This window comes from Sinomicrobium soli, from assembly GCF_003285545.1.
Taxonomy (GTDB): domain Bacteria; phylum Bacteroidota; class Bacteroidia; order Flavobacteriales; family Flavobacteriaceae; genus Sinomicrobium.
Genome location: NZ_QLNV01000003.1, coordinates 410,386 through 428,984, shown reverse-complemented (window position 1 = coordinate 428,984; position 18,599 = coordinate 410,386). Strand labels below are relative to the sequence as shown.

The window sequence follows — 18,599 nt, the reverse complement described above, 5'->3', positions numbered from 1 at the left end:
AAAAATGATGAGCATGAAGATCAAAAATACTTGTTTATATCTGCCGGGATTCCTTTTGCTGGCAGTCGTCTCGTGCAGCCTGGACCCGCAGGTGGAAAATACTTTTGAAGATGATGCTACCTGGAGCTACCCGGATTATGCCGAAGGCGTACTGCTGAATGCCTATGCCAATATACCCACCCGTTTTAGCAGTTACAGCAGTAATTTTCTGGATGTGGCAACAGACAATGCGGTGACCAATGATTTCGGTTCGGATATTTATGAAGTTTCGACGGGAGGGATCAGGCCGGCCAACAATCCCGTAGGGCACTGGAGCCAGGCATACGACCAGTTCAGGAACATTCATCTCTTTCTCGAGAACGGCCTGGATGAGAAGATCATCTATAGTCTTACGGACGACGAAACCAATGCCGAATACCGTGCGCGGCTAAAAGGGGAATCTTTTTTCCTGAGGGCATGGTGGGGCTTCCGGTTATTGCAGGAATACGGTGGTAAGTCGAATAACGGTACCGCACTGGGATATCCCATTGTAACCCGCACACCTACGGAGGAAGAACTCAACAATGTGGAAGGGATTTCCAGGAATACCTATGCAGAATGCATACAACAGATCGTTGCCGATATAGACACGGCCGTGGTGTATCTGCCGGTACGGTACACCGGTTCCAATTCGGTAACGGGAAGTACCAATCTCGGGCGGGCAGACGACCAGGTGGCCCTGGCATTAAAATCGAGGGTACTGTTGTATGCGGCCAGCCCGGCCTATCAGAACGATGATATCACCGGTATAGCCGGGATGGGCGATTTTACCGTGCTGGACGAAGCCACCTATGAAGCCGGATGGGTGCGTGCCGCACAGGCGGCGCAAGCGGCCCTCGACCTTATCGGCGGTGTGCCCGGGCTGAAAGAAGGTGATTTTAACAGCAACAATACCCCGGAAGAATTCATATGGCGTAAATATCACAACGACCGGACGCTGGAAAACCAGAATTTCCCGCCTTTGAATTTCGGGAACGGAGATACCAGTCCGTCACAGGACCTTGTCGATGCCTTCCCGGCGGAAAACGGGTACCCTATCGACGATCCCAGGTCGGACTACGACCCCGGGAACCCTTATGAGCACAGGGACCCCCGGTTTTACCTGAATATTATGTACAACGGACGTGAGTTTTTAGGCACTCCCTTAGAAACTTACGAAGGAGGGAAGGACACCAGGTCAGTGAATGTCAACGCTACGCGGACCGGGTATTATTTAAGAAAATGGCTGGCCCTTCAGGATTTGTTGAATGTTGAAAACCCGACAAATACCCATCACTATCACGCATTGATCCGGAAAACGGAGGTGCTCCTGAATTTTGCCGAGGCGGCCAATGAGGCATGGGGCCCCACCGCGATAGGGCCGGGTACGGACCGGTCTGCCCTGGATGCGATCAATACCATAAGGGGCAATGCAGGTATAACCGATGATTCTTATGCCGCAGAAGTGGCTGCGATGGGCAGGGACGCCTTCCGCAAGCTCATTCAGAATGAAAGAAGACTGGAACTGGCCTTTGAAAACCATCGTTTTTTTGATATGAGGCGCTGGTTGCTACCTTTGGACCAGGGCGTAAAGGGGGTCAGGATCGTAAAAGCGGGAAACGGTTCTTTAACCTATGAAACATTTGAAGTCGAACAAAGGGGCTTTTATGATATAAAGGATTATTATTTGCCCTTGCCCTACAACGAGCAGGTAAAGAGTAACCTGGTGAATAACCTGGGTTGGTAGTATAACAAAACAAACAGATCGTTAGTTCGCAAACGGCAAAATGGTCGGAAGTCCGGAGTCGGAAGCTCGAAGTAATTACAGACTAACAACTAAGAACTACAAACTAAAAAACTAAACATGAAAACAAGGGTTTTACTGATAGTAGGAGTTTTGGGCATATGCCTGTCGTGTGAGAAATATGATGAATACATTGAAGACTATGAATTTTCGGCAGTTTATTTTGCCACCCAGAAACCATTGCGGACCATCGTTGCATACGATGAGATGAAATTTAACGTCGGAGTGGCCCTCGGGGGCAAGAGAAGTAATGCTGCTGACGAATATGCAGATTTTGTAACAGATCCGACCTTGCTGGAAGACGAAACATTGCTGGAAGGAAATGATTTTATACTGATGCCGGAGGCATACTATTCCCTTTCCGATGAAAGCAGGATGCAGGTACCCAAAGGGGAGTTTATAGGCGACATTACCGTGACCCTGAACAGGGAGGCCTTTACCTCGGACGAGCTGTCAAGGGAAAATACCTATGCCATTCCCCTGCGGATCACCGGTACCTCGACAGATTCCATTCTCGGAGGGAGAGACTACACCATATTGGTGGTCAGGTATATCAGCCGGTACGATGGCACCTATTATCACAAGGGCATTCAAACCGAAACAGACCAGGATGGAAATGTTGTAGAAGACACCATATATTCCACCAGGGACCTGATCGATCATGAAACCTGGAATGTTTCGACCCTCGGGGCCGCTACCATTTCAACACCGGGTGCAGGGGCGTTTGCAGACGGAAGCCTGGTCCTGGATGTAGACGAAAGCAGTAATGTGGTGACCATTGCCCCGGGGAGTGAAAACCTGGAGATCACGGAACAGTCGGGAACTTATGATAGCGAAAAAAGGGAGTTTTACCTCGACTACGGTTTTACCCGGGATTCGAGAACATACCGGGTGTCTGATACCCTTGTTTTACGGCAGCCCCCGGAAAAAGACCTGTATTTCGAGGAGTGGTAACACCGGAAATTAACGAAGAAAACTTAAATTGTAAATTATAAAAAAATATTCGATGAAAAAGCCTCACCAGGGAATATCCGCACTGAAACACGCCGTATTATTTATGCTATTCCTGCCGGCCTTCCATACCGTTACGGCCCAGCAGCAACCGAACATCATTATTATTCTCACCGACGATATGGGGTACGGGGACATCAGTTGTTTTCACAGCGATTATATGAAAACCCCGAATATCGACAGGATGGCGAAGGAAGGCACGAAATTCATGCAGTACTACAGTGCCTCCCCTATTTGTTCCCCTTCCCGTGCGGGTATGCTGACGGGAATGTTCCCTGCCCGCTGGAACTTCACCACTTTTCTGCACGAAAGGAAAGGTAATCTTGAAGCGGAGCAGGCCAATTATCTCAATACACAGGCACCTTCCATGGCTGCCATTTTCAAAGATGCAGGTTATGCCACGGCCCACATAGGCAAATGGCATATGGGTGGGGGCCGCGATGTGACGGATGCTCCCGGCTTTGAACGTTACGGCTTTGACGAGCATGTAAGCACCTATGAAAGTCCCGACCCCGACCCCCTAATCACGGCTACCGACTGGATATGGTCGCCTGAAGACAGTATAAAACGATGGGACAGGACCAGGTATTTTGTAGACAAAACCCTGGATTTCCTGAAAAGGCATAAGGGGCAACCGGCATTTATAAACCTGTGGCCGGACGATATGCACACCCCCTGGGTACCTGAAGTAGGGGAACGCTATACCGGAAAATTCCCGATGAACCCGAGGGAAGAAAAGGCATTTAAGATGGTGCTGGAAGAATACGACAGGCAAATGGGCCGCCTACTGGACGGGTTGGAACAATTGGGCATTGCAGACAATACCATAGTGATCTTTACCAGCGACAATGGTCCGCTGCCCAGCTTCAGGGGAAGTCGTTCTGCCGGGTTGCGGGGCACCAAGTTATCTCTGTATGAAGGGGGCATCCGTATGCCGTTTATCATCAAATGGCCCGGTCATATACCCGCAGGACGTACCGACGACACCTCCGTCGTTAATGCCACAGACCTGCTGCCCAGCCTGGCCGCTATGGCAGGGGTGGACCTCCCGGCCAATTACCAGGGCGACGGAGAAGACCGGCATACGGTATTCCTGGGAGAGTCCGCTCCGAGAAAAAAAGACATGTTCTGGGAATACGGCAGGAATGATTATGCTTTCGGATATCCTCCCGGCGATTACAAGAGTCCCAACCTTGCCATCCGTTCCGGGAAATGGAAACTGCTCGTCGATTACCACAAGAATAATGTGGAACTCTACGATATGGACAAAGACAGGTTTGAAGCCCGTAATGTGGCCAAGGAACATTCTTCCGTAGTTAAAAAGCTGAAACGCAAACTGATCACATGGAGAATGTACCTGCCCGAACTGACACCGGAGCGGATGAACCCTGAATGAGGTTGCGGGAGGAAATCTGTGAAATTTCAATTTAACCTATGAATTATCTAACAGGATGATAAAAAGTCTTAAACGGGGGATACTTACTGTTTTGCTGTTGGCCGTGTATGGTCTGGCAGCTCAGGAGAAACGTCCCAATATTATTTTGATCATGGCCGATGATATGGGGTATTCAGACCTGGGCTGTTACGGGGGCGAAGTGGATACTCCCAATATTGACATGCTGGCCTCAAACGGAATACGCTACAGGCAGTTTTACAATGCGGCCCGTTGCTGTCCTACCCGGGCGGCATTGATGACCGGGCTGTATCCGCACCAGGCCGGAATGGGATGGATGGCGGCAGCTGATATGGGGACGCCCGAATACCAGGGAGACCTCAACAATACCAGTGTAACCATTGCGGAAGTATTAAAAACGGCGGGCTATAAAACATATATGTCAGGTAAATGGCACCTGACCAACGATCGTAAGACCAGGGGAGGGGTTAAGGACAACTGGCCCAGGCAGCGGGGCTTTGACCGTTATTTCGGTATTGTCCCGGGAGGGGCAAATTATTTTACTCCTGTCATATACAGCAATAATACGAGATATAAGGCACCGGACGGTTTTTATCTGACCGATGCCATTAGTGATACCTCGGTAGTCTATTTGAAAGATCACTTCAAAACCGGGAAAGACACCCCTTTTTTTATGTATGTGGCCTATACTGCACCCCACTGGCCGCTGCATGCCCCAGAAAAGGAGATAGGTAAATACCGGGATGTATATACGGCAGGCTGGGACAGCATAAGGAAGCTGAGGTTTCAGAAACAAAAGGAACTCGGTTTGTTTCCCGGTACTGCTACCCTGAACCCGAGAGATCCCGGAGTTCCCGCATGGGATGACGAACCCGAAAGCACCAGGGAGGAAATGGCCATGCGCATGGCCATTTATGCAGCCCAGATAGATATTATGGACCAGGGGATAGGGCGGATTGTCAAAGCGCTGAAGGAAAACGGGGCCCTGGATAATACGCTGATTCTTTTTCTGAGTGATAACGGGGCCTGTGCGGAGTATATAAGCAGCGGAAAAAGCAAGAGCGCGGACGGTACGGCCGATACCTTCGAAAGTTACAGGATCCACTGGGCCAATGTGAGCAGTACACCCTTTAAGGAGTATAAGCACTATACCTATGAAGGAGGGATAGCGACTCCGTTTATCGTGCATTGGCCGCAGAAAACGGACGGCAGGCTGAACAATTCCTTTGCAAAAGATTACGGCCATATTATCGATGTGATGGCTACATGCGTTGATGTAGCCGGGGCAAAATACCCGGAAGTGTATAAGGGAAAAAGGATCACTCCCATGCAGGGAAAAAGCCTGTTGCCCAATATTGAGGGGAAAAGCAGGCCACGGGGCAAAATATTCTGGGAGCACGAAGCCAATATAGCCCTGCGCGACGGCAGGTGGAAAATGGTAGCAAAGACTGCATCGGACCATAAATTCAGCAAATCCGCATTAAGGCTCTATGACCTTGAGGCCGATCCTGCAGAAACACGGGACCTGTCGTCCAGGTACCCGGAAAGGCTGGAACAAATGTATAAAAGCTGGCAGGCATGGGGCGAGGAGATCAATGTTTTTCCGTTGAATACCCATACGTATAACGACAGGATGAAAACCTACCGCCGCATGATCAACGGGGGGTTCGACGCCAATCTCGGCGACTGGAAGATCAGAAAGCAGAAAAGTGTACGTGCCCGGATAACCACCGACCACAGCGGGCAGATAAGCGGGGAAAGAGCTGCAAAAATACATATGGATGTTCCCGGGAAAAGCTTTTCGGACCTGTCCATGAGCTGGAGGTTTCCCGCCCGGGCAGGAGAGCGGTTAGCCATAAAGCTTAAATGTAAGGGAAATACCGGGACGGCATTTCTTCTGAAGCTGGAAAAACTGAAGGGAGAGAATACTGAAATTGCAGGTAGGGAGATTGCGGTTACTCCGGAGGTAGGGATGAGGTCCATGACTGTTCCGGCAATCCCGGAAACCGGGGATTACAGGCTGGTCCTTTACCTGGGAGACCTGAAGCGCGATACCACGGTGTGGATAGACGATATAGAAATTGAACCTGTTTATTAACTTATTAATGGTGATGAAACGAATAACAATACTTTTAATGACAATCGTCAGCTGTCAAATGATGTTCGCACAGCACGATCGTCATGTGTTACTGATAAGTATCGACGGCTTAAGGCCGGATTTTTATCTCGGGGAAGAGTGGGATACCCCAACCCTGAAGTCGCTGATGAAAACCGGGGTTTATGCCGACGGGATCAACAGTGTTTTTCCTTCGGTAACCTATCCTTCCCATACTTCCATAGTGTCCGGTGCATTTCCGGACAAACACGGTATTTTTTATAATGTGCCCCGTACTTCGAAGGATAGTCACTGGAACTGGGAATACGAACGTATCCGGACCAGGACCCTCTGGGATGCCGCCGAAGAAAAGGGACTGACCACCGGGGCGGTGATGTGGCCGGTTACCGTGGGGGCTCCCATTACGTATAATTTTCCGGTCAGGAGACCTTACGGAAATGAAAAGGGAGACCAGCTTACGGTGACCACCCCCGTAGTGACCCCCGCAGACCTGATGCCCCGGATGCGGTCTGCCGGGGTCGTGACCTCCGGAGAGCAGTTCAGGCATGAAAATGTGGATCAGACCATAGGCGAAATGGCACGGTATATTATTAAAAACCATCATCCCGTACTTATGGCCGTACACTTTATCAATGTAGATCATGTACAGCATGTACACGGGAGGGATAATATATATGTAAAAGAGGCCGTTCGCAATGTAGACAACCAGATAGAAAAGTTGATCGCGGTACTAAAGGAGACAGACCTCTACGATCGTACCGATATTATTGTAACCGGTGACCACGGGCACGTAGATGTCGACAAGGTGTTCTCTCCGAATATTCTGCTCAAGAAGGCCGGACTTATTTCGGCGGATTCCTGGAAAGCGAGGTTTGCTACGGCGGGAGGTGCAGCCTTTTTGTATGTAAAGGAAGACCGTTATGCAAAACAGGTTGAAAAAATACTCGGTACCCTGCCCGACGCGCAAAGACAATTATTCACGGTCTATAGCCGGGATGACCTGAATAAGATAGGAGCTGACCCGGATGCAGCACTGGCATTGGGAATGAAAAAAGGATACGTGGCGAATTCGGGGCTCAAGGGAAAGATCGTTAAAGACCGCAAACCGGTCGCTGCCCACGGTTTTTACCCGGATTTCAAGGAAATACAAACCGGCTTTATCATAAGTGGCCCGGGTGTGGCAGGGCAGAACAGGAAAATTGACTTTGAGATGGGGATACAGGATATAGCCCCGTTGATCTCCCGTCTACTCGATCTTGGTCTCCATGTAAAAGACGGGGTTTTTCACGATGGAATTCTCAGATTAAAGCAATGAAAGGAGAAGGTTTGCATACATACATATTGCGGTTTATAAAGACCGTATTTACGGGATTGATCCCTTTCCTGTTTTTGTCCTGTAACGGAACACAAAGTAAAAAGAAAGACCGGAATGCCGACATTGCGGGACCGGGACGTCCCAATATTGTCCTTATCCTGGGCGATGACCTTGGTTACGGGGATGTAAGTGCTTACGGCAATACCCGGGTGCACACCCCGCATATACAGGAACTGGCCGATAACGGGATGTGTTTTGACAATATGTTTACCTCTACGGCCATGTGTTCCCCCACGCGGCAGCAGATCCTTACGGGGCTTTACCCGGTGAGGAACGGGGCCTATCCCAATCACAGTCACGTATACGAAGGAACACGAAGTGTGGCGCATTATATGCAGGATGCCGGGTACCGGACCGCAATAACAGGAAAGAGGGATTTCGGCAATAAAGCCTCTTTCCCCTTTACCTTTCTGGGCGGACAGAACTGGGATAACGGGAAAGGCAGGGGGATAGACCTGCAGAAGGCCCGGGAGTATATGGAGAAGGGCGGTAAACCGTATTTTCTTGTCGTAGCCAGTAATCAGCCGCATGTTCCCTGGGTAAGGGGAAATGCAGACGCTTATCCTCCTGAAGGCATAGAGGTGCCCGGATACCTGGTGGATACCCCGGAAACGCGGCAGGCCCTGTCGAAATACTATGCCGAGGTTACCTATCTCGACAGCCTGGTAGGGCAGTGTGTGGACATGGTAAGGCAGTCGTCCGGGAAAGACAATACCATTATCGTATTTACCAGTGAACAGGGGGCGCAATTCCCGTTTGCAAAATGGACCTGTTATGACCAGGGGCTTAAAACGGCATTTATCATAAACTGGCCGGGACGTATCAGTCCCGGAAGCCGGAACAGTGCATTGACGCAATATGTAGATGTCGTACCTACATTACTGGACCTGGCGGGGGTAGACCCCGATACCGTTAATACGGGCAATAAGGCCGTGAACGGGGAAACCGGTTTTGATGGGAAAAGTTTCCGGAACGTCCTTTTTGACGGAGAAAACGCGTTTCGCGATTATGTGTATGGAGTGCATACCACCAGGGGGATCATCAACGGTAGCGACAATTACCCGGTGCGTTCGGTACGGAACAAAGAGTATCTTTATATACACAACCTCAATGCTTCGGAAACATTTACCAATATAGAGACCAGGCAGGGGGTAGTGACCAGCTGGAAGAAAAAGGACCGGGAGAGGGCAGAGGCGTACAGCCATAGACCGGAAAAGGAGTTGTATGACGTCAGGAAAGACCCTTACCAATTAAACAACCTGGCTCCCTTGCCGGAGTACGAAGATGTGATCCGTAAAATGGACCGGGAATTACAGGCTTTTATGGGGCAGCAGGGGGATGAAGGAATGCTGACGGAAGCCAGGGCCGGGATGCGCCGGAATAAACAATAAACAAAAGGAGTTAATAGGAATACGTGTTCAGGCAAGTAAAGATAGCAGTATTATGTGGTATGTTGTTCGGGATCTTTTTTAAGAGCCCCGCTCAGCAGCAGGAACTTACCTTCAGGAATTATACCGTAGAGGAAGGGCTTGTTTCCAATACGATATGGTCCATAGGGCAGGATTCGAAGGGGTATATGTGGTTCGGGACCAAAAACGGACTGAGCCGTTTTGACGGGTACGAGTTTAAATCGTATCAGCTTTCAAACAAACAGGGAAACAGCCTGGGGAGTAATTTTATACACGCTTTGTTCTGGTATGACAACGAGACTCTGTGGCTCGGTACGACCAAAGGGATATACATACTGGACGTGGAGACCGATACCTTTACCCGCTTTGCCCCCTTGAAAAAATACCTGATCTACGATATTCAGAAGGCCCGCGACGGAAGTATCTGGATAGCCACCCAGCAGATGGGGGTGTTCAGGTATGATCCCGGAAACGGGGACCTGGCTAATTACCATGCCGGAACAAAGGATGCGCTCAGCCTGTCTTCCAATGAAATAAGAAAACTGGCTATCGATAACGACGGCAATGTCTGGATGGCCACATTCGGATCGGGAATAAATTTTTTAGATGTAAAGCAGGGCTATGTCAAACATTATTGTGAAAAAAACACGGGCTTGTCCAGTGATTTCATACTTACCATATACCAGGACCGCTCGGAAAGAATATGGGCAGGGACCCTGGGAGGAGGTTTGTGTTTGTGGCAACCCCGGTCCCGGACCTTTAAGGTGTATTCAAAAGACAAGCCCGGCAGTATAAATGACAATATCGTACGATCTGTTTATCAGACCGGCCCGAATACTTTGTATATAGGGACCGAGAGAGGGCTCAATGTGATGGACCTCACTTCGGAAAAGGTCCGGTACTACACCCATAAGGCAAATACGTCGACAGGCATCGGGGGTAACTCCATTTATTCCATATTCCGCGATAAGGGGGGAGGAATATGGCTGGGAACCTATTTCGGGGGTATCAGCTATATCGAGAAGAATGATCTCGATATGGAAAATCATTTTCCCACAGAAGACGGCATGACGCTGAACGGAGGAGCTGTAAGTTGCTTCCTGGAAGACGCTCCCGGAAAATTCTGGATCGGTACCGAGGACGGGGGATTGAACTATTTTGACTCCGGAACCGGGACATTCCGGCATTATCCGTTTCAGGACGGCCAGGAACCGCTGACCTACCACAATATCCATTCCCTGTATAAGGATAAGGAAGGAAGGCTCTGGATAGGCACCTTTTCCGGGGGGCTCAATGTGTATGATAAAAAGACGGGCAGGGTAAAGGTATACCGTTACGACCCTGACGATCCCCGTTCGTTGAGCAGTAACAATGTATTCCGCATATATGAAGACCGGGATGGCGTGATATGGGTAGGAACAACAAAGGGCCTGAATATTTACGACAAGCAGACAGATTCCTTCCGGAGGATCACGAAAATGGGGATGGGCCATACTTTTGTCAGTGATATTTATGAGGATGAAACCGGGACCATATGGTTTGCCACTTTCGGGAACGGCCTGGTGGCTCACCGTAAAAAATCAGGTACCTGGAAACAATACCGTCTTGGTGAGGTGGATAAAAAACAGGCGGTAGGTAATCTGATCTGCCTGCTGGACGACCATGCGGGCAATCTATGGCTGGGTACCGAAGGGCTCGGGTTGGTAAGGTTTGATTTCAGAAGTGAGACCTTTGCCGTTTTTGATGAAAAAGACGGGATTGATGCCAATGTGGCATATGGTATCTTGCAGGATGAAAACAGGACATTATGGGTGTCTACCAATAACGGATTGTATCATTTTGACCCCCAGAGCAGGAAAACCGAACATTTTACGCAATGGGACGACCTGCAAAGCCGGCAGTTCAATTACAACAGCAGTTATAAAGCTTCTGACGGAAAAATGTTTTTCGGTGGCATCAAGGGCTTTAATGCTTTTTACCCGGAAAAGATCAAAAGCGAACCGCTGTCCGGCAATATTGTTTTTACCAATTTTCAGCTGTTCAATAAGGATATCCGTATCGGGCATGACGAAGGGATACTGACACATACCATAGACTATACCGACCATATTACCCTGGCCCACGGCCAATCGGTCATGAGCTTCGAATATGCGGCCCTGAACTTCAAATCGCCTCAAAAAGTAAAATATGCCTATAAAATGCAGGGTTTCGATGAGCACTGGAATTATGTAGGTGTCCAGCGCAAGGCGACCTATACCAATTTGCCGCCGGGCGAGTATACCTTTATGGTAAAGGCCGGTTATGACGGTAAGGAATGGAGTACATCCACGGCCCGGATAGGAATAGAGATAGCGCCTCCCTTTTACCTGCATCCGCTGGCATACCTGGCGTACGGCATACTGGCACTTGTCGTCTTTTTTACGGGCCGCAGGATGCTTATGGACAGGGCAGAGAAGAGAAACAGGATACGGCTGGAGCGTTTAAGCGTGGAACAGGAGAAACAATTCTACAATCAAAAGATCGAATTTTTCACCACCATGGCCCACGAAATACGTACGCCCATTTCCCTGATCACGGCCCCGCTTGAAAAGATCATGGAATCCGGTTCGCTTCCCGGGCATATAAACCGGCAGCTGGAAATCATGGATGAAAATTCCAAAAGACTGATCAATCTTGTGAACCAGCTGTTGGATTTCAGGAGGATTGAGAGTGACATTTATGAAATACGGAAAGAAAAGCTGGACCTGGTGGTCCTGGTACAATCCATATATTCCCGTTTTTCAGCCATGAAATATCAGAAAAAGATCCGCTTTACCCTGAGTACCAAGGTAAGCCATCTGCCCATGAGGGGAGATCCCGAAGCATTGACCAAAATATTCACCAACCTGCTTATCAATGCCTTTAAGTTTACACGTTCTGAGATACGTATCAGCATACAGGAGCCTGTTACAGACGAGTCGGGGCAGTCGTATGCCCTGGCGACCATTAAAGACGACGGGATAGGGATCCCCGAAACCGAGTTGCAGAACATCTTTAAAAAATATTTTAAGGTATCCGGCGATTCGCCGGTGGCCAATTTTATCGGAACAGGAATAGGGTTGTCACTGGCCAAATCACTTATTGAAAAACACGAAGGATACCTGGAAGTGGAGAGTGTCCCCGATGTGAATACCATTTTTAAGATCTATCTGCCCTGTGAAGAAGTACATACCGGGGTGTATCCCGACCCGGCAGAAGCCCGGGAAGACCGTTCGGAGGAAAGCGAAGGAGAGGAGGAAAGTGCAATGAGTGAAAACATTCTCGTGGTGGAAGATGATGAGCTGCTTCTGGATTTCTTTTGTCACAACCTGGTACAGGAGGGGTTCAGGGTACAAAAAGCCCGTAATGGCCGGGAGGCCTGGGAGGTTATCGGGAACCGGGAGATAGATTTCGTGCTGTCTGATGTCATGATGCCCGAAATGGACGGTCTTGAACTTTGCCGGAAAATAAAAAGTACGTCAGATTACAGTCATATTCCGGTGGTACTGCTAACGGCCAAAACCAATTCCGAAGCCGAGATCTCCGGAATACAGAACGGTGCCGATGCCTATATTGCCAAGCCTTTTAAATGGAAATATGTCATCGCTGTAGTCCAGAACCTTTTGAGATCACGTGCCGGCCTCAGGGAAAAATTTGCCAACTATCCCTTTATTGACGCAGGGGCACTTGTAGAAAATACCGGGGAGAAAAAATTGCTGGAAAAAATAACAGCCATCATTGAGGAACGGATCATGGACCCCAAGCTTTCGGTGGAAGAACTGAGCAGGGAACTGGGGATGAGCCGTTCCAGCCTGCATAAGAAGCTAAAATCCGTATCCGGAAAAGTCCCCAATGAGTTTATCAGGCTGGTACGGCTCAAGCACGCGGCCAAACTCCTGCTTCAGAATGAATACACGATCTCTGAGATCGGATATATGAGCGGGTTCAATTCACACTCCTATTTTTCCAAATGCTTTTTTAAGCAGTTCAGGATCACCCCTACGGATTTCCTGGAAAAAAACGGTAATCCCCAGGAGTGCTGAATGACAGATTGAACATTTATTCTATAAACAACTACAAAAGTGATAATGTTTTTTGTTTAACGGTATTAATTTGGCAATATTATTAATGAGAATACAATGTGTGAATATTTAAAGAAGCTGACCGTTGTTATCGCAATTCTGGGCATACAGTTTTGCCCTGCGCAAAAAACGGGACAGGACCGGCGCCCCAATGTTATCGTCATTGTTGTCGATGATATGAATATGTGGAGCATGTTGAAAAATTATGCCCCGTTGCAGACCCCTGCGCTCGACAGGTTAAAGTCGCAGGCCCTGTATTTTCCCCACGCCAGTTGTGCGGCTCCCGTTTGCATTCCTTCAAGGGCCTCCTTTTTTAGCGGAAGGGCCCCTTATGAGACCGGAGCTTATGTGAACTACAGGGGCACCTGGGATAACAATTCCCTCTCCACTACGGAAGTGATCCCCGAAACCTTTAAGGAGAACGGGTATATCACATGGGGAATGGGCAAGATCTTCCACGCTCCCATCAATGCGAAAAGGCAGGATAAGATGTTTGACAATAAGGTGGAGCACGGTGGTTTCGGCCCGTTTGCAAAAAAAGAGTACCACTATGCAAAGAGCAGATGGTTCTCCATAAAGCCCTGGACCGGCCCCGACTCTGATTTTCCCGATGTCCGCAATGCCAATGCCGCCATATCCTTTTTACAACAGGACCACGACCGTCCCTTTTTTATGTATTACGGTCTTTACAGGCCACATACCCCGTATACGGCTCCCAAACGCTTTTACGACCTGTATGAGAATGCAGAGATCACCATGGCCCCCGGGTACCTGCCCGGCGACCTGGACGACGTTCCCCTGCAGGGCAGGCAGCTGGTCGATTCCCTGCTGCAATACCATAAGGAAGGGCGCTCCAAAGAAGAGGTGTTATTGGAAATGATACGCGGATACTGTGCCAATTATTCGTTTGCCGACTGGAATATAGGCAGGGTTATGGAGGCCCTGGACAAAAGCCCGTATGCGGATAATACCATTGTGGTCTTTTATTCCGACAACGGTTTTCACAACGGAACGAAAAACCACTGGGTAAAAAGTACCTTGTGGGAACAGGCAGACGGGGTGCCCTTTCTGGTAAGGCTTCCCGGCAGGACACCGGCAGAATGCCTGCAGACCGTTAGCCTGCTCGATGTATACCCTACACTTGTCGATTATTGCGGTTTGGAGCCGCCGGCACATGAATTCAGCGGTAAAAGCATGGTTCCGGTTTTTAACGATCCGGAGGCCGACTGGAACCGTCCCGGGTTTACCAGTTATGGCGAGAACTACTCTTCGGTGCGGGATAAAAGGTACCGGTATATAAGATATCCCGACGGTTCTGAAGAACTTTACGATCATAAGCACGATCCTTATGAGCATAAAAACCTCGCATCCGACCCCTCGTATAAAGACCTTATTTCGGAACTCTCCCGGTCTATTCCCGGAGTATTTGCAACATCTTTGGGCGGGAAAAAGGAAAAAACCGCAAAATCTGTCCGTAATGATTAATACCGTACAATTATGAGAACACTATCAATAGATCTTCTGACTTGTCTTATTGTGGTAAGTGCAGGGATATGTTTTTCCCATATCCGCGCACAGGACCGGTCCGGGAAACCCAATATCATCATTATCCTGGCCGACGATCTGGGCTGGGGCGATGTAGGTTTTCACGGCAGTGAGATCATGACCCCTAATCTCGATCAGCTTGCAGAAGAGGGGGTTGTTTTAAGTCATTTTTATACCGCCCCGGTTTGTTCCCCCACACGGGCCGGACTGATGACCGGCAAATACCCGAACAGGTTCGGGTTAAGGCAGACCGTGATCCCGCCCTGGAGTGAGTTTGGCGTAGACCCCGATGAAAAGTTTTTACCGCAATACCTGGAACAATCGGGATATGTAAACCGGGCCGTACTCGGAAAATGGCACCTCGGGCACGCCAAAAAGGAATACCTGCCCCTGTCTCGGGGTTTTACCCGTTTTTACGGGCATTATAACGGGGCCATCGATTATTTTACGCATAAGCGGGAAGGAGAACTCGACTGGCATAACGATTGGGACACTTCTTTTGATAAAGGATACAGCACAGACCTCATAAGTGACGAGGCGGTAAAATGTATCCGGGATTATACCGGTAGTCCCTTTCTGATGTATGTGGCCTATAATGCCCCGCATGGTCCGTTACAGGCCAAAAAGGAAGATATGCTGCTATACGGTTATGATGAAAACCAGCCGAAAATAGGCAGGAATAAGGGAGAAGGCAGCCAGGGAAAAGGGAATACGGCCAGGCAGACCTATGCGGCGATGGTAACCTGTATGGACCGCGGTATAGGCCGTATTATGAAGGCCCTGAAAGAACAGGGGATCGAGGAGAATACCCTGGTGCTTTTCTTTAGTGATAACGGGGCCGCTCCGGGCGAAGGAGGGTCCAGCGGTAAGTTGCGGGGAACCAAATTCCAGGAATGGGACGGGGGCGTACGTTCCCCGGCCATTGTAAAATGGCCCGCCGGTTTTGAAGGAGGCAGGACGGTAGACCAGGTGACTGGATATATAGATGTACTGCCCACCCTGCTGGAGGTATGCCGTCATGAAGAAGGGGGCACCGGGCTGGACGGTATAAATATCCTGCCGGTACTGAAAGGACAGAAAAGCACTGTAGAAAGGGATTTTTACCTGGGATACGGCAGCCTGGTCAATAACAGCTGGAAACTGGTACGTGCCAATGCGGGAAATGCGAGAATGAAACATAAGGAAGATGCCCTTTTCCGTATTATGCAGGACCCTTATGAACAGCACAGCGTAAAGGAAAAACAACCACAGGTCTATGAAAACCTGCTCCGTATTGTTAAAGAATACGATGCCATCAAACCCGGGAAATCCGTACCTCCCTATGGTCAGGGCAGAAAGGGGTTTAAAGCACCGGAAAACTGGAAGGTAACCCGGTAAAATACGGTGGCCTGCTCCCGCTGCAACCGGGAATGCCTTAGCTGTTGTTTCCTGTTTTAAGAGTACGCTGGCCCTATTCCTTCCTGAACCGGTTGACAAAACTGGACAGGTTGGTGGCATAGCCTACCAGGATCTGGGGGTGATAGCTCTTGGAACCGGGATGGTAAAAACCGCCGAGGCGCGCATAGATCCCGGTGTTTGACTGATCGGGGTTGAGCTTGCTGTACAGGTTCAGGTACAGCCGGAGTACCAGTTTGTTGTCTTTACCGTCATCTTTCAGATAATGGATATTGATCTCTTTGTCGTGCCCGGCTTCGTTGAGCCAGTTGAGGGCAATGTTGAGATCGGCCCCGAAATTCATTTCCGGGCGGATCTCGAAATTGGTTGCTACCTCGTGAGATAAAACATTGAGCTGGTAGACGTCAGACTGGTCTTTTCCCTCTGCCAGGAAATTGTGCTTAAGCCCCGTACGGTAGTAACGCAGCCCGTAAAGCAGGCTGAGGTCGGTAGACAGCCCTTTCAGTTCCACATTAAATAACCCGAGGTTTATTCCCGCATTGAGGTTGCTGTACCTGATCTGGTCGAACCGGCTGATGGTGTCGTTGAGTATCGCACCCGATGCCGAGGTACCCCGGGTGTCGTCTATTTCAATATGTCTGCTGGTATCGTCAAAGCCATTGTAGACGGTGGCATTTATATCGGCACCGATTGAATGTACAAAGGATGTCACGCCCTTGTTGTAAAGCCACAAAGGGACCTTTACCCTTCCTTCGGCCTGTAAAAGGGCGTTGGCATTGGTGTTGTTCAGTCCCAGAAAATCGGAAAAGATCACCGCGGTAAAATAGTCCATCAGTTTTCGCTGCTCTATTTTTACCGTATCACCGGCCTTAACCGTGTACTCCTTGTTTCTTATGGCGTAGTTAAACGAACTGTCGTAAGGGTAGTACTGAAAAAGATCGTTATAATCCAGGTAGACTCCCCTGGCATTATTTCCCGTAGCTGCGAGGGGTACATAGTTCCACGAGTCGTTCATGGAGCGCATAAAAACACTGAAATTGAAATTTATGGTAACGAATTCCCCGGGACGGTCCGAAAGCGAACCTACCACTACGATTTCCTTGGCCTTGTTGTTGTAGAAGCGTACGGTAGCATATTGTGGAGAGAAAATATCTTTTCTGTTTTTAACTAATTTTTTCCGGGATACTGTTTTCCTTTTATTTTTTGATAACCAGGGGAATTTTCTTACCGATATATCGTATTTTATGGAATTATATATCGGAACCCTTTCATTCAGTTTTAATTGCCCCGAATACCGGGTTTCGGCATTTTCCAGGCGTTGTACCAGGTCGGCGATGGTATCCCTGAAGGGTTTTACGGAAGCCGAGATCATGGTATTTTCATTATGCCCCCTTATTTTTTCGTACAGTAAGGCCAGGTCGGTTTCGGAAACAGACAGGCCGTCCGGATCTAACCGGTGTGTTATAAAGTCTTTCACTACCGACTCAAACACCGGCTGGCTTGCGGTAAAACCCATTTTCTGTGTGATGGTACAGTCGTTCCGGGTATCACACCAGCGCAGGGTATAGGAGCGTTCTTTCGTATCCGGCCTTATTCCCACTTCATACGGGAAAGGCAAAGAAGAGCCGTCGGTAAGGGACACGGTTTGCAGGAAAGTAAAATCGTCACTCCCGTTGAACTGGTTGAGGAGCAGGGAAAGCCTGTCTACACCGGAAGTTTCCGGGATAAAGGACAAGGCTGCCTTAAAATGGTCTTCGGGAATAAGCAGGCGTATTATCGTACTGTCGGAACCGTTATCCTTGATGGTTTGATACAGATTCCCGTAATACCCGTTTTCATCGTCACCCCGGATGATATCGGTGTCATTAAAGTTCAGCACCACACTGTCATTTTCCCTCCTTTCAAACCGGAGTATTTCAGCATCCGGGATCAGGGGCTTTACACTGTCTTTTTTAATACTTTTTATAAAATCCTCAAAGGATGTCTGCTCTTTGATATAGACCGATCTCCGGCGGATGATCTTCACAAACGTTTCCTGGTCGAGAAGTGTGAACAGGGTTTCATAGGGAACATCTTTAGACTCCATTTTTAATACCAGGTCGGTTCCCGGAATTTCAAGCAGAAGTTCTCCGGAACTATTTTCCAGGTTGGCGAGGATCATTTGCATGGAATGGTAAACCGAAGTGTCTTTGGGAAAGAAGAGCTGGTAAGGGTTTCCCTTATTGGCAGCATCAGTAATCAATGCCGTTACGGTACCTTTCGAATCGTCACTGAGGGTTATGCGATAGCTGTTTTCCAGGCCTTTTACGTTCAGGGTGGCTTCCTGGGCAAAGAGGGAAAAGGAACACAGGACGAGAAATAACCGGAGTAGTTTTTGTTTCATGGCTGGTCGGTGTTGAGTATGGGATATAA

General features: G+C 49.0%; 10 protein-coding genes. 9 read left to right on the top strand and 1 reads right to left on the bottom strand.

Translation table 11 applies throughout. From position 1 onward, the window contains the following. The first annotated feature begins 13 nt into the window (after nt 1-13). From DN748_RS05630 to DN748_RS05590, 9 genes are all read left to right on the top strand, one after another. Nucleotides 14-1,765 carry a RagB/SusD family nutrient uptake outer membrane protein gene (locus tag DN748_RS05630; RefSeq protein ID WP_161554479.1) on the top strand — a complete coding sequence of 584 codons (1,752 nt, stop codon included), beginning with the start codon at nt 14-16 and terminating at the stop codon, nt 1,763-1,765. A gap of 117 nt (nt 1,766-1,882) precedes the next feature. Next, on the top strand, nt 1,883-2,776 hold the full coding sequence (locus DN748_RS05625; RefSeq protein WP_112370782.1) for a BT_3987 domain-containing protein: 894 nt from the start codon (nt 1,883-1,885) through the stop codon (nt 2,774-2,776). A 52-nt stretch (nt 2,777-2,828) separates the two neighbouring features. Beyond that, nucleotides 2,829-4,229 carry a sulfatase family protein gene (locus DN748_RS05620; protein ID WP_201741432.1) on the top strand — a complete coding sequence of 467 codons (1,401 nt, stop codon included), beginning with the start codon at nt 2,829-2,831 and terminating at the stop codon, nt 4,227-4,229. Nucleotides 4,230-4,284: 55 nt separating this feature from the next. Continuing rightward, entirely contained in the window at nt 4,285-6,345 is a 2,061-nt protein-coding gene (locus tag DN748_RS05615; protein ID WP_112370781.1) for an arylsulfatase, read from the top strand. Nucleotides 6,346-6,382: 37 nt separating this feature from the next. After that, entirely contained in the window at nt 6,383-7,678 is a 1,296-nt protein-coding gene (locus DN748_RS05610; RefSeq protein ID WP_161554478.1) for an alkaline phosphatase family protein, read from the top strand. Nucleotides 7,679-7,689: 11 nt separating this feature from the next. Continuing rightward, nucleotides 7,690-9,129 (top strand): sulfatase family protein, encoded by a 1,440-nt coding sequence (locus DN748_RS05605; RefSeq protein ID WP_161554477.1) that lies wholly within the window; start codon nt 7,690-7,692, stop codon nt 9,127-9,129. Between the two features lie 23 nt (nt 9,130-9,152). Beyond that, nucleotides 9,153-13,208, top strand: a complete 4,056-nt coding sequence (locus DN748_RS05600) for a hybrid sensor histidine kinase/response regulator transcription factor (protein ID WP_146746562.1) — start codon at nt 9,153-9,155, stop codon at nt 13,206-13,208. Between the two features lie 96 nt (nt 13,209-13,304). Then, nucleotides 13,305-14,732, top strand: coding sequence for a sulfatase (locus DN748_RS05595; RefSeq protein ID WP_112370777.1), 1,428 nt, complete (start codon nt 13,305-13,307; stop codon nt 14,730-14,732). Between the two features lie 12 nt (nt 14,733-14,744). Continuing rightward, complete coding sequence (locus DN748_RS05590; RefSeq protein ID WP_112370776.1) at nt 14,745-16,169, top strand: arylsulfatase B; 1,425 nt, start codon at nt 14,745-14,747, stop codon at nt 16,167-16,169. Between the two features lie 73 nt (nt 16,170-16,242). Here DN748_RS05590 and DN748_RS05585 read toward each other — a convergent pair whose 3' ends face one another. After that, the gene (locus DN748_RS05585) at nt 16,243-18,570 is read right to left on the bottom strand and encodes a hypothetical protein (protein ID WP_112370775.1); all 2,328 of its coding nucleotides are present in this window, start codon (nt 18,568-18,570) and stop codon (nt 16,243-16,245) included. Nucleotides 18,571-18,599 lie beyond the last annotated feature (29 nt).